A 12,444-nucleotide genomic window follows, 5' to 3' on the forward strand; every position below is an offset into this window, starting at 1 on the left:
CACGGGCTCCAGCCGGGCTATAGTGCGCTGTCGCCATGTGCCCGCCGCGTCCCCGGAGAGGAACGCCCATGAACACAGCACCGCGCCCGTCCCGCCGCCTCCTGCTGGCCCTGCTCCCGTTGTGCCTCGCCCTTGCCGGCGGCGCCACCGCGGGCAGCCACGAGGTCGCCCTGCATGGCCCCAACGGCAACGGTGGCGATTGCGACCGCCCCGCGGCGGCACCGCCCGAGGCCGCGAGCCCGAAGCCGGTGCCGACCAACCCGCCCAAGCGCAGCCACCGGATCAAGCCGGTGGTGACGGTACGCAGCGGCGACAGCGACGACAGCAGCTCGAGCACCCCGCGCTGGCACAGCTTCCTGCCGGGGATGTTCCGCTGAGTTGAGCCGGGGTCTGCTTGGCGGCCTGCTCGCGCGCCTGCGCCGCGAGCCCGCCCTCATCGCCGAACCGCTGTGGCGCGATGCCGTGGCCGGCCTGCCGTGGTTGCGAAGGCTCGGAGAAGACGACCTCGCGACGCTGCGCGCGCTTGCGGCGCTGTTCCTGCAACGCAAGGCGATCACGCCGGTGGCCGGCCTGGAACTCGACGAACGCGACCGCGTCCAACTCGCCGCCCTGTGCTGCCTGCCGCTGCTGCGCTTCGGCGCCGAGGGCCTGCACGGCTGGAGCGAGCTGCTGGTCTACCCGGATGCGTTCCGCGTCAACCGCAGCCACGTGGATGCCGCGGGCGTGCTGCACGAGTGGGAGGACGAACTGATCGGCGAAGCCTGGGAAGCCGGGCCGCTGATCCTGTCCTGGGCCGACGTGCAGGCCGACATCGCCGAGCCCGGCGCCGGCTTCTGCGTGGCGGTGCACGAGATGGCGCACAAGCTCGATGCGCTCGACGGCGTGCTCGACGGCACCCCGCCGCTGCCGCGCGCCTGGCAGCGCGAATGGGCGCGCGACTTCCAGCAGGCGTACGACGCCTTCGTGCGCGAGGTGGACGGCGGCCGCCGCACCCTGCTCGATCCCTACGCCGCCGAGGCGCCCGAGGAGTTCTTCGCGGTATGCAGCGAATACCACTTCAGCGACCCGAAGCTGCTGCGCCGCGCGATGCCGGAGGTCGCGGCGCACCTGGAAAAGCTGTACGGGCCGTCGGCGCTGTAAGCGCGAACTGGATTTCGCGGCTTCCGCCGCTCCCACAACCGGATCACAGGCCGGGAGGGAGCCGGACTTCGAAGCGGGCGCCGCCGAGTTCGGGCGAGCGGCTGACGTCGAGCTCGCCGCGGTAGCTGCGCACCATGTCCTGCACGATCGCCAGGCCGATGCCGTGCCCGTGCACGCGTTCGTCGCCGCGCACGCCGCGCTGCAGCACCACCGCCACCTGTTCCGGCGGGATGCCGGGGCCATCGTCGTCCACCGCCAGCAACAGGCCCGGGCGCCGGCCCGGCGCGCTCTCGCCCGGGCGCGCGGTCAGCAGCACCCGCGACTTCGCCCACTTGAACGCGTTCTCGAGCAGGTTCCCGAGCAGTTCCTGCAGGTCGCCGGGCTCGCCGTGGAAGCAGGCCTCCGGATCGATGTCGAACTCGCACACGGTGCCCTTGGCGGCGTAGATCTTCTCCAGCCCGCGCACGATCTGCTCGGCGTGCGGCTCGATCGGCACCGGGGCGGCGAACAGCTTGTGGCCGCCGGAAGCGGCGCGCGCGAGCTGGTAGCCGACGAGGTCGTTCATGCGCCGCAACTGGATGTCCAGTTCCTCGCGCAGGCCGGCGTCGCTGGGGTCGCTGTCCAGGCGCGTGCGCAGCACCGCGAGCGGGGTCTTCAGGCTGTGCGCGAGGTCGGCCAGGGTGTTGCGCTGGCGCTCCAGGTTCTCGCGCTCGCTCTCGACCAGCGCGTTGATGCTCTCGGTGAGCGGTTCCAGTTCGCGCGGGTGGTGTTCGCTCATGCGCGCGAGCTGCCCGCGTTGCACGCGCTTGAGCTCGACGACCACGCGCCGCAGCGGCAAGAGGCTCCAGCGCAGGATCACCGCCTGCAGGAACAGCAGCACCGCCGCGGCGATGCCGAGGTAGCCCCACAGCGCCTGCCGGAACACGCTCACCTGGCGCGGTAGCGTGCCGGCGTCCTCCATCACGTAGATCGTGTACGGGAACTCGGGCGCGTTGCTGCGGGTGGCGTCCACCAGGCCGATGCCGTAGCGGTAGACCTCGCCGGGCAGGCCGTCGCTGCGGGTCATCGGCAGCGGGCCGTCGGCGCGCTCCTGGCGGCCGCCGAGCATCTCGCCGTCGGGCAGCACCGGGCCCTGCGCCGACAGCGAGGACCATTGCCCGTTGGGCAGCTCGATCACCGCGTACAGGCCGCTGCCCGGACGGTCGAAGCGCCCGTCGGGCGGGACGTCGGGGGGGATCAGGCTGCCATCGCGCGCGAAGTCGGTATGCCCGGCGTAGTACAGCGCGTAGGACTTGAGCCGCTCCGCGCGGCCCTGGCTGGCGACGTCGAAGAAGGCCTTGTCGAGCGCGTAGCCGGTGAGCGCGAGGAACGCGACCAGGCCGATGCTGGCCGCCCAGAGCTGCCGCGACTGCAGCGAGCGCGGGCGCCAGCGCAACAGGGGCTCACGACCGTGCGCCACGCTCCCCCTCCCGGCCCCCGCCGCGCACGGCGGCGGTCATTCCCCGTTGCGCGGGATCGCGAAACGGTAGCCGCGGCCGCGCACCGTCTCGATCGGCTTGAGCGTGCCGTCCGGATCCAGCTTCTTGCGCAGGCGGCCGATGAACACTTCGAGCACGTTCGAATCGCGGTCGAAGTCCTGCTGGTAGATGTGCTCGGTGAGGTCGGCCTTCGAGACCAGCTCGCCGGCGTGCATCATCAGGTACTCGAGGACCTTGTACTCGTAGCTGGTCAGGTCGACGTTGCTGCCGTGCACGGTGACCGTCTGCGCGGCCAGGTCGAGCACCACCGGCCCGCAATCGAGGGTCGGCTTGCTCCAGCCCGCGGCGCGCCGCACCAGCGCGTTGATCCGCGCCAGCAGTTCCTCGACGTGGAACGGCTTCACCAGGTAGTCGTCGGCGCCCTGCTTCAGGCCCTCGACCTTGTCCTGCCAGCTCGAGCGCGCGGTCAGGATCAGCACCGGGAACTGCTTGCCCTCGTCGCGCAGCGCCTTGATCAGCTCCATGCCGGACATCTTCGGCAGGCCGAGGTCGATGATGCCGAGGTCGAAGGGAACCTCGCGGCCCATGTACAGGCCTTCCTCGCCGTCCTGGGCGGCATCCACCGCGAACCCTTCGCGCTTCAGCCGCGCCGCCAGGGTCTCGCGCAGGGGAGCTTCGTCTTCGACGAGCAGGATACGCATGGACTCGAACTCCAGTGGTGGTGGGGCACCCGGGAGTGTACAGACTGCCTATTCAGTCGTCGTCGCGGCGTGTACGCGGGGTGCCCGCGGCGGCCTGCGGATCGTCCATGTAGACGCGCACGCGGCCGTCCTCGTCCACCACCTTGACCCGGCTCACCGAGCGGCCGTCGTAGGGCACGCGCTCGGCGCTGATGACCTGGCCGCGGGTGCGGCGCTCGATGCGGCGGACGCTGTCCGACAGCGGGTCCACGTGGCGCGGGCGCTCCTGGCGCTGACGCGGCGCGGGGGCCGGCTGCGGGCGTTCGCTGCGCGGGCGCGCCTGCGGCGGCGGCTCGGGCCGGGACTGTGCGCGCGGCTGCCGCGCTTCGGAATCCTGCATGCCCGTCGGCCCCGGCGCCGCGGCGGCCACGCCGACCGCCCCCATGAGGGCAATCGTGAGCGCAATGGCGAGCGGGCGGGTCGACAGCGACATTCGGTTTTCCATCAAGGATTTGCGGCGTGGATGGATTGTCGAAAGCAGGCGGTGAATCCGTCCTTAACCCTGCCCGGTGGCGGCAGCGGGGGTTCAGGCCCGGCGAGGTGGTTTCCGCTAGAACAGCTCGCCCACGCAGCAACGCAACGAACCGCCGCCGGCCTCGATCGCCTCCAGCGCGACCGATTCCAGCGCGAACCCGGCGCGGGCCAGCGCTTCCCGGTTCGCGCCGGACAGCGCCGCGGCCGCCCGCGCGCTCATCCAGGCACGATCGCCGGACAGGGCGATGGCATTGCCGGCGAACGCCGCCTGCTCCGCCGGCGACAGCGCCAGCACATGCGGAGCATAGAGCGATGCCAGCGCCTGCACCACCCGCGGGTCGGCGAAGCCACCCGGCGCCACCACCAGCGCGCGTCCGGCCAGCACCGCCAGCACCACGTTGGCGTGGTACTCGCCGGGGGCCAGGTCGAACAGCAGGGTGGCGCGCAGGCCGAGGGCCTCGTGCATCAGCCGCGCGCCCGCCCCGTCGCAGCGGTCCGACAGCCCGCAGAAGCCGAGCCCGCGCGCGCGGTCGACCACCAGCGCCCCGGTCAGCTCGCATGGGTGCGGCTGGGTGGACAGGTCGATCTCGCGATAGCCCAGCAGGTCGCGGAAGAAGCCGCGGATGTCGCTGCGCGCGGCTTCGCGCCGACGCACCGGGTGGCGCATGCGCCCGACCAGGTAACGCCCCGGCGCGGTGGCGAACACGTTGTTGGGGAACACGGCGTCCGGGGTCTCCGGGTCCCCGGGGAAGCAGACCGTCGGCAGCACCCGCGACAGCGCCGCCTGCAACGCCCGGTGCTCGGCCAGCGCGCGCGATGCATCGAACGCGCCTGCCCCCGCCATGTAGCGGTTGTCGCTGGCGGATTCGGCGGCGAGGACGAAACCGTCCGGCGCCACCAGGAACACCCCCTTGGCGGTGGCCGGCCCGAAGTCGGGCGCGACGCCACGCGTGAACTCGAGGAAGGCGTCCGGGTCGCGGGTCAGCACGGGCCTGGTCCTAGGCCGCGGCCGCGACGGCTTCGGTGGCGGCGAGCGCACGCTCCACCAACGACCAGTCGGCCCCGGACTTGTGCGCGCCCTCGCTCAAGACCTGGCGGAATGCGCGGCCGCCACGCTCGCCGTTGAACAGGCCGAGCAGGTGGCGGGTGGTGCGCTTGAGCGGGATGCCCTGCCCGAGCCAGCGCTCGACCCACGGCCGCAGCGCCCGCAGCAGCTCCGCGCGCGTGCGCAGCTCTCCACCGAACCAGGCGACATCGAGCCGGTGCAGCAGGTAGGGGTCGTGGTAGGCCGCGCGTCCGAGCATCGCGCCGTCGGCGTGGTCCAGGTGCGCGCTCGCTTCCTCGAAGTCGGCGATGCCTCCGTTCACCACCACCTGCAGCGACGGCCGCAGCGCCTTCAGCCGGTACGCCCAGTCGTAGCGCAGCGGCGGCACCGTGCGGTTCTCCTTCGGCGACAGGCCCTGCAGCCAGGCGTTGCGCGCGTGCACCACGAAGCTGCGGCAGCCGGCGTCGGCTACCGTATCCACGAACGCGAGGAAGCGGTCGAAGTCGTGGTCGTCGTCCACGCCGAGGCGGCACTTCACCGTCACCGGCACCGGTTCGGGCAGGTCGGCCAGCGCGGCGATCATCGCGGCCACCGAGTCCGCGACCAGCGCCGGCTCGCGCATCAGGCAGGCACCGAAGCGCCCGGCCTGCACGCGGTCGGACGGACAGCCGCAGTTGAGGTTGATCTCGTCGAAGCCGTGCTCCGCGCCGATGCGCGCGGCGCGCGCCAGCAGGTCCGGCTCGCTGCCGCCGAGCTGCAGCGCGACCGGGTGCTCGACCGGATCCATCGCCAGCAGCTTCGAGCGGTCGCCGTGGATCACCGCGTTGGCGTGCACCATCTCGGTGTACAGGCGCGCGTGCGGCGCGACGATGCGGTGGAACACGCGGCAGTGCGTGTCGGTCCAGTCCATCATCGGGGCGACGGACAGGCGTACGGCTGCCGCCTCGATCGGCACGGACGCGCTCACGCCGCGTCCTGCCCGCTGGCGACGCCCGGCTCCCAGACCATGTGCACGTCGGCGCGCGCGTAGTGCGAGCCCGGGCGCGGGGCCGGCCGGTGCACGAAGCCGGCGCTCTCGTAAAGCCGCAGCGCCGGCTGCAGCAGGCTGCTCGATTCCAGGTACAGCTCGCGGCCGCCGAGCCCGCGGTAGGCATCGATCGCCGCCAGCAGCAGCGCACGGCCGATGCCGGTGCCGCGCTGCTCCGGTTCGACCGCCATCTTGGTCAGTTCGAAGACGCCGTCGCCGTCGTGGCGCAGGGCCACGGTGCCGATCGCGCGGCTGCCGTCCGGGTCGAGCGCGAACAGCACCTGGCCGCCGTCGGCGAGGATGTGCCGCTCGGGGTCGCCGAGCACTTCCTCGTCCACCGGCTCGACCACGAACCAGCGCCGCAGCCACTCCAGGTTCAGGCGCGCGAAGTCCTCGCGCCAGCGCGGGTCGAAGCCGACGATGTGGGCGGTGCCGTGCATCCGCCCAGTTTAATCAATCCTTGCCGCGTCCCTGGCCCTGGTTGCCGCGGTTGTGGCCCTGGTTGCCCTTCCCCTTGCCCTGGTTGCCCTTGGCCTTGCCCTGGTTGCCCTGGCCGGAATTGCCGTTGGCGTTGCCGCGCCCGCGGTCGGGGAAGTCGGCGCGCAGGCGGTCGTCCAGTTCGATCGGCCGCGCCCAACGGTCGTAGGTCGCCACGAAGCCGCGCTTGAGCCGGTGGAATTCCGGCGAGCCCGGCTTGATGCCGAGCCGCTGCGCGACCGCGCCCCAGCCCTGGCCGTGGTCGCGGTTCCATTCCTCGGCGACATAGCGGCAGGAACGCCCGATGATCGAGGCGATCGCGCACGCGTAGTAGACATCGCCAGGCGCCCAGCGCTGCGTCACCAACAGGTCGGTGACGTAGTCGCGCGGCGCGCGGTAGTAACGCACCAGTTCGTCCACGAACGCATCGCGGTGGCGGTCGCCGTAACGGTTCACGTCGGCGAGGGTGCTGTCCACCCAGACGTCGCCGCTGCGCGGATTCCAGCCGAACACGAAATCCTGCGCGCTCGCGGCGCCGGTCGCGGCCGCCAGCGCGGCGGCGAGGAGCAACGGGGTCGTTCGCTTCATGGCTGCCTCCTGTCTGCTTTCTGAACCATCGATGCGGGAGCGGATTCTGCAACGCCTGCATGCACGTTGCCGTGACGGGGCGCACCCTAGGCTTCCGACCCATGGCCACGCGACCGACCCACTTCGAACGGACCTCCCAGGACGACGACGTCCGACTGCGCAAGCTGTGCTGGCTGGCGATCGCGTGCGCCGTGTTGCTCGGCGTCTACGTCGGCGCCCTGGCCTGGGCCACGCGCACCGTGGAGGCCGGGGTCGAGCGCAGCATCCAGCCGCTGCCGGTGATGCTGCAGGACAAGCCCGAACTGGGCCGCTAGCGCGCCTCCAGCACGAACTTCCCGAACGCGAACCCGAGGTCCCAGCCCTTGCCGGTGCCGGCAAGCGCGAGCGACACCTCGCCCTTGGTCATGACCTGCGCCTTGCTCGACTTGACCGCGCCGGCGTGGGCCTCGGCGGTGGCATAGGTGCCGAGCACGTCGCGGATGTCGTCCACGCCCGAGAACTCGCCGGTGCCGTTTTCGATCTTCGACTTGCCGAAGCTGAGGCCGCCGCCCTTGGTGCTGATCTTCACCGGCAGGCGCTGGCCGTTGTCGCAGGTGACCACGCCGGTGCCGGACGCGGTCTTGTAGAACACCGACCAGCCGGACAGGTTGAAGGTGAGCTTGCAGTCGACATCGCCCGCGGACGCGGGGGCGGCCGCCGACAGCAGCAGTGCCGCCGTGGCTGCGAGGAGCAGGGACTTGCGCATGGCCAGGGCCCGCTGTGGTTGGGGGCCCTTAGCCTACCGTGGCCGTGGCCTGCAATGCGCGCAGGGCGGCCGGCAGTTCAGCCGGCGTCGAGGCGCTGCGCATGCGCCCTTCCAGCGCCGCGGGGAGGGCCGCCTCGGCCTCGTGCACCCAGGTCACGTGGTAGGGCATGTGCACCGCCCAGCCGCCGAGCTCGAGCACCGGCAGCACGTCCGAGCGCAGCGAGTTGCCGATCATCGCGAACGCCCCCGGCTCCAGTTCGAACTCGGCCAGCACCCGCGCGTAGGTGGCGGGGTCCTTCTCGCTGACGATCTCGATGCGCGGGAACAGGTCGGCCAGGCCGGACTCGCGCACCTTGGCTTCCTGGTGGAACAGGTCGCCCTTGGTGACCAGCACCACTTCGTGCTCGCGCGCGATCTCGGCAACCGCCTCGCGCACGCCGGGCAACAGCTCCACGGGGTGCCGCAGCAGCGCCTTGCCGAGCTCGAGGATGCGGTGCAGGTCGGCGGCGGAGATGCGCCGCTCGGTGATCGCGATCGCGGCCTCGAGCATGGACAACGTCATGCCCTTGCCGCCGTAGCCGAACAGGGCGAGGTTGCGCTTCTCGACCGCGTACAGGCGGTGGTGGACGTCGTCGAGGTCGACGTAGTTGGCGACGATCGCCTCGAATTTCGCCTGCGCGTCGCGGTAGTAGTCCTCGCTGCGCCAGAGCGTGTCGTCGCCGTCGAAACCGACCAGCCGGATGGGGCCGTTGCCTGCCATCCGGCCAGTCTAGGGCCTACAGGTCAGAGGGTCTCGGGCTGGACGTCCGGGACGTCCTGCGCCGGCATGTCCGGCGCGGCGTGGACGTCGAACTCGGCCTCGGTGACGAAGCCGTCGCCATCGGTGTCGGTCTCGTCGAAAGCCGCCGACAGGGCAGCGTCGGCCGCGGCCTCGTCCTTGCTGACGCGACCGTCCTGGTCCACGTCGAGGGTGGCGAAGGTGGCCGGGGCGGTCGCCTCGGGCACCTGCGGCAGGTCCTCGGCGACCGGCGGCACCTGCGCCTCCTGGGTCATGGTCGCCTCGGCCTCGGCCTGCTGCGTGGCGGTCTGGTCCTGCGCGAAGGCAAGCGGAGCGGCAACGGCCGCGGCGATGGCGAGTGCGAGTGCGATGAGGGAAGGCTGCTTCATGTGTGCTCCTGCTCTTGTTCTCGTGGGGATCGTCCGGTCGCCCGCTTCGGGTTTTCCGGAGCGGCAACCTTCGGGCCGAAAACATTCAGGCCGCGTGATTCACATGAACACGACGTTCAGGAACGCAGGCGCGGATCCACCCGCGTCGGCCGCAATTCCTGCAGCTGCAGGCCCGCGAAGCCCTCGTGGCCCGGATTCAGCAAGACATTGCTCTCGCCGTTGCACAGCGCGCTCGGCACCCGCAGCGCGAGCGACCGCCCCGACTCCAGCCACGCCGCGCCGACCTGCTGGACCTCGTGGCGGTACGGCAGTTCCTGCCAGGTCGAAGGCTCGTTGGTCTCCGAGAGCACGGTGCCCGGCGGCACGGTCGCCACCGCCAGCATCAGCTCCCCAGGCGGGTCGCCCTCCAGGTGCGCGAGATACTCCAGCATCGCCGCGGCCGGCGACAGCGAGGCATACACGCAGGGCTTGCCCGGCGGCGACCAGCGTCCGCCGCTGTCGCTGGGCGCGAACGGCTCGGCTGCCTGCCCGGCCTCGACCACGCGGTACACCCGCAGTGGGGCACCGCCGGGGCCGTCGGCGATGACCTCGTCGGACGGGGTCGCCGCGGTCGGCGAGGTCATCGCCGGGGGATCGCTGGCCGGGAAGCTGTCTTCCAGTGCCTCGTCGAGGCAGCGCGCGCGCTCGGCGGGCGAATCGTCGCTCGTGGTCTCCGGAAGGTCGGTCATGGCGGTGCTCCGTGGGTTCGCGGGCAGCCTGCGACAGCCCGCGTCCAAGCCCCGTGAGGCCGCCACCCGGCTTTGGCGCAGCCGTTTGGGTAAGATCAGGAGCGGCCACGTACAAGGTGTCCCATGCAGGATTGGCGAGAACTCGTCCGCGACGTCCCCGGTTTCCCGCGCGAAGGCGTCGTGTTCAAGGACATCACCCCGTTGCTTGCCGATGCCGAGGGCTTCAACAGCGCCGTCGAGTCCATGGCGGCGCCCTGGCGTGGCGTGGTGCTCGACGCGGTGTTCGCGATCGAATCGCGCGGCTTCATCCTCGGCGCGGCGCTGGCGCGCGCGCTCGGGCTCGGCTTCGTGCCCTTGCGCAAGACCGGCAAGCTCCCCGGCACCACGCACGGCCAGGACTACGAGCTCGAATACGGCAATGCCCGGCTGGAAGTCCACGCCGACGCGGTGCCGCCGGGATCGCGCGTGCTGCTCGTGGACGACATCCTCGCCACCGGCGGCACGCTCGCCGCGGCGCTGGCGCTGGCGCGCGCGCAGGGCGCGCAGGTGGTGGGCGCTGAAGTCCTGATCGAGCTGGCCGAACTGCGCGGCCGCGAGCGCTGGGATCCGTCGGTGCCGCTGGAGGCCGTCATCACCGCCTGAACGCGGCGACATATTCATGGTGTGTCGCGCCCCCCCGGGCCGCGGGACACTGCGGCGCATGTCGTTCAAGCACGCGCATCCGATCGTCCGCCTGGACTATCTCGTCCGGGTCGTCTGCTATCCGATTTCCGCGCTGATCCTGTTCGCGCTGTTCAACCGCACCGGGCGCATGAGCCCGGGGCTGGCGGCGCTGCTGCTGGGCTACGGCTTCGTCTGGCCGCACCTGGCCTACCTGTGGGCGCGTGCCACCGCCGACCAGAAGCGCGCCGAGCAGCGCAACCTGCTGCTGGACTCGGTGCTGATGGGGGCCTGGGCCGCGGGCATGCACTTCAGCCTGTGGCCGAGCGTGATGCTGCTGTCCGGCGTGCACCTGGGCAACCTCAGCATCGGCGGCTTCCGTCTGGCGTGGAAGGGCCTGGTGGGGGTCGCGATCGGCGCGCTCGCGGTCGGCTGGTTCACCGGTTACGCCACCAGCTTCTCGGCACCGCCGGTGCCGACCGCCGCCAGCATCCTCGGCATCTTCATCTACGGCTCGGTCTTCAGCTACCACTCGCACGTGCAGAGCCGGCGCATCGTGCACGGGCGCAAGCTGCTGGAGGCGCGCAACACCGAGCTCGCGCAGGCGAGCCTGCAGCTCGCCCAGGCCAAGGAGGACGCCGAGAAGGCGAACCAGTCCAAGAGCCTGTTCCTGGCCAACATGAGCCACGAGCTGCGCACGCCACTGAACGCGATCATCGGCTACAGCGAGCTGCTGGTCGAGGAAGCGCAGGACAGCGGCGACGAGGCGATGGTGCCGGACCTGTCCAAGATCCACACCGCCGGCAAGCACCTGCTCGGCCTGATCAACGAGGTCCTGGACCTGTCCAAGATCGAGGCCGGCAAGATGGAGGTCTACCTCGAGGAGTTCGAGGTGGACGCGCTGGTGGACGGCGTCGCCAGCACGGTCAAGCCGCTCACCGACAAGAAGTCGAACACGCTGGTGGTCGAGGCCGCCGGCCTGGGCACGATGCATTCGGACATCACCAAGGTCCGGCAGATGCTGTTCAACCTGCTCAGCAACGCCAGCAAGTTCACCGAGGAAGGCGAGATCCGCCTGCGCGCGCGGCGCGAGGCCTCCGCCGGCCGCGACTGGCTGGTGTTCGAGGTCGAGGACACCGGCATCGGCATGACCCCGGAACAGCAGGCGAAGGTGTTCGAGCCGTTCTCTCAGGCCGACGCCTCGACCACGCGCAAGTACGGCGGCACCGGCCTCGGCCTGGCGATCACGCGTCGCTTCGCGCAGATGCTGGGCGGCGGGATCACGATGCGCAGCACCGCCGGCGTGGGGACCTGCTTCACCCTGCGCCTGCCCGCGGATCCGGAGGCGGCGCCCGGACCTGCCGCCGGCGACGCCGCGGCGGCGACCGAAGCGGCCGCGGTGGTGGCGCAGCCCAGTGAAGCGCAGGCCGACCCGGTGATCCTGATCATCGACGACGAACCAGGCGCCTGCGAGATGATCTCGCGGATGCTGGCGCGCGAAGGACTGCGCACGGTCAGCGCCAACGACGGCGAGACCGGCCTGCGCCTGGCGCGCGAGCTGCGCCCCGCGCTGATCCTGCTCGACGTGCTGATGCCGAGCGTGGACGGCTGGGCGGTGCTGTCGCGGCTGAAGGCCGACCCGGAACTGGGCGCGATCCCGGTGATCATGGTCTCGGTGGCCGGCGACCAGGCCATGGGCGTCGCGCTCGGGGCCTCCGACTACCTGGTCAAGCCGGTCGAACGCGAGAGCCTGGCGCGCGCGCTGGAGAAGCACCTGCGCCACGCCGGCGAGCGCCGCGTGCTGGTGGTCGAGGACGACGCCACCACCCGCAGCATGTTGCGCAAGCTGCTCGAGCGGCAGGGCTGGGAGGTCAGCGAGGCCGGCAACGGCCGCGAGGGCCTGGAGCGCGTTCGCGAGGCGCGCCCGGCGCTGGTGCTGCTCGACCTGATGATGCCGGAGATGGACGGCTTCGGATTCCTCGAGGCCCTGCGCGCCGGCGGCGAGACGCTGCCGGTGGTGGTGCTCACCGCCAAGGAGCTGTCGCGCGCCGAACAGGAGCGCCTTGCCGGCCACGTGCAGAGCGTGCTCGAGAAGGGCAGCTACAGCCAGTCCCAGCTCGAGCAGGAAGTGCGGCGCGCGATCGAGGCGCCGGCGGCGGTGGCGGGGTGAGCGCC

The 12,444-nt window shown here is 71.5% G+C and carries 16 protein-coding genes; 5 read left to right on the forward strand and 11 right to left on the reverse strand.

The window, feature by feature from the left end:
- The first annotated feature begins 68 nt into the window (after window positions 1–68).
- Together E4F25_RS06675 and E4F25_RS06680 are read left to right on the forward strand one after the other, a co-directional pair.
- Window positions 69–377 carry a hypothetical protein gene (locus E4F25_RS06675; protein ID WP_140909396.1) on the forward strand — a complete coding sequence of 103 codons (309 nt, stop codon included), beginning with the start codon at window positions 69–71 and terminating at the stop codon, window positions 375–377.
- A 1-nt stretch (window position 378) separates the two neighbouring features.
- Window positions 379–1,140, forward strand: a complete 762-nt coding sequence (locus E4F25_RS06680; RefSeq protein WP_407062810.1) for a M90 family metallopeptidase — start codon at window positions 379–381, stop codon at window positions 1,138–1,140.
- Between the two features lie 43 nt (window positions 1,141–1,183).
- On the opposite strand, the gene E4F25_RS06685 is transcribed toward E4F25_RS06680, so the two are convergent.
- The 7 genes from E4F25_RS06685 to E4F25_RS06715 all read right to left on the reverse strand — a co-directional run bounded on the left by E4F25_RS06685 (window position 1,184) and on the right by E4F25_RS06715 (window position 6,969).
- Window positions 1,184–2,599 carry an ATP-binding protein gene (locus E4F25_RS06685; protein ID WP_140909397.1) on the reverse strand — a complete coding sequence of 472 codons (1,416 nt, stop codon included), beginning with the start codon at window positions 2,597–2,599 and terminating at the stop codon, window positions 1,184–1,186.
- A 36-nt stretch (window positions 2,600–2,635) separates the two neighbouring features.
- Window positions 2,636–3,319: a response regulator transcription factor gene (locus E4F25_RS06690; protein WP_140909398.1), complete on the reverse strand. Its 684-nt coding sequence runs from the start codon at window positions 3,317–3,319 to the stop codon at window positions 2,636–2,638.
- A gap of 52 nt (window positions 3,320–3,371) precedes the next feature.
- Window positions 3,372–3,791 (reverse strand): PepSY domain-containing protein, encoded by a 420-nt coding sequence (locus tag E4F25_RS06695; RefSeq protein ID WP_140909399.1) that lies wholly within the window; start codon window positions 3,789–3,791, stop codon window positions 3,372–3,374.
- 117 nt (window positions 3,792–3,908) lie between these two features.
- Window positions 3,909–4,820 (reverse strand): arginine deiminase-related protein, encoded by a 912-nt coding sequence (locus E4F25_RS06700; RefSeq protein WP_140909400.1) that lies wholly within the window; start codon window positions 4,818–4,820, stop codon window positions 3,909–3,911.
- Between the two features lie 10 nt (window positions 4,821–4,830).
- On the reverse strand, window positions 4,831–5,844 hold the full coding sequence (gene dusA, locus E4F25_RS06705) for a tRNA dihydrouridine(20/20a) synthase DusA (RefSeq protein ID WP_140909401.1): 1,014 nt from the start codon (window positions 5,842–5,844) through the stop codon (window positions 4,831–4,833).
- On the reverse strand, window positions 5,841–6,344 hold the full coding sequence (locus tag E4F25_RS06710) for a GNAT family N-acetyltransferase (RefSeq protein ID WP_140909402.1): 504 nt from the start codon (window positions 6,342–6,344) through the stop codon (window positions 5,841–5,843). The genes dusA and E4F25_RS06710 overlap by 4 nt, the downstream gene beginning before the upstream one ends.
- A 13-nt stretch (window positions 6,345–6,357) precedes the next feature.
- Complete coding sequence (locus E4F25_RS06715; RefSeq protein WP_140909403.1) at window positions 6,358–6,969, reverse strand: hypothetical protein; 612 nt, start codon at window positions 6,967–6,969, stop codon at window positions 6,358–6,360.
- Window positions 6,970–7,070: 101 nt separating this feature from the next.
- Here E4F25_RS06715 and E4F25_RS06720 point away from each other — a divergent pair, with 101 nt between their 5' ends.
- Entirely contained in the window at window positions 7,071–7,283 is a 213-nt protein-coding gene (locus tag E4F25_RS06720; RefSeq protein ID WP_140909404.1) for a hypothetical protein, read from the forward strand.
- Here E4F25_RS06720 and E4F25_RS06725 read toward each other — a convergent pair.
- From E4F25_RS06725 to E4F25_RS06740, 4 genes are all read right to left on the reverse strand, one after another.
- Window positions 7,280–7,714, reverse strand: a complete 435-nt coding sequence (locus E4F25_RS06725; RefSeq protein ID WP_140909405.1) for a hypothetical protein — start codon at window positions 7,712–7,714, stop codon at window positions 7,280–7,282. The genes E4F25_RS06720 and E4F25_RS06725 overlap by 4 nt on opposite strands.
- A gap of 28 nt (window positions 7,715–7,742) precedes the next feature.
- Window positions 7,743–8,474 (reverse strand): HAD family hydrolase, encoded by a 732-nt coding sequence (locus E4F25_RS06730; protein WP_140909406.1) that lies wholly within the window; start codon window positions 8,472–8,474, stop codon window positions 7,743–7,745.
- Between the two features lie 23 nt (window positions 8,475–8,497).
- Window positions 8,498–8,881 carry an EF-hand domain-containing protein gene (locus E4F25_RS06735; RefSeq protein WP_140909407.1) on the reverse strand — a complete coding sequence of 128 codons (384 nt, stop codon included), beginning with the start codon at window positions 8,879–8,881 and terminating at the stop codon, window positions 8,498–8,500.
- A gap of 116 nt (window positions 8,882–8,997) precedes the next feature.
- Window positions 8,998–9,609, reverse strand: a complete 612-nt coding sequence (locus tag E4F25_RS06740; protein WP_140909408.1) for an RES family NAD+ phosphorylase — start codon at window positions 9,607–9,609, stop codon at window positions 8,998–9,000.
- A 123-nt stretch (window positions 9,610–9,732) separates the two neighbouring features.
- On the opposite strand from E4F25_RS06740, the gene E4F25_RS06745 reads away from it, so the two are divergent.
- Together E4F25_RS06745 and E4F25_RS06750 are read left to right on the forward strand one after the other, a co-directional pair.
- Window positions 9,733–10,251 (forward strand): adenine phosphoribosyltransferase, encoded by a 519-nt coding sequence (locus E4F25_RS06745; RefSeq protein ID WP_140909409.1) that lies wholly within the window; start codon window positions 9,733–9,735, stop codon window positions 10,249–10,251.
- A 58-nt stretch (window positions 10,252–10,309) separates the two neighbouring features.
- Window positions 10,310–12,439, forward strand: coding sequence for a response regulator (locus E4F25_RS06750; RefSeq protein WP_181168227.1), 2,130 nt, complete (start codon window positions 10,310–10,312; stop codon window positions 12,437–12,439).
- Window positions 12,440–12,444: the final 5 nt, after the last annotated feature.

The organism is Cognatiluteimonas lumbrici, from assembly GCF_006476065.1.
In the GTDB taxonomy this organism is placed as follows: Bacteria; Pseudomonadota; Gammaproteobacteria; order Xanthomonadales; family Xanthomonadaceae; genus Cognatiluteimonas; species Cognatiluteimonas lumbrici.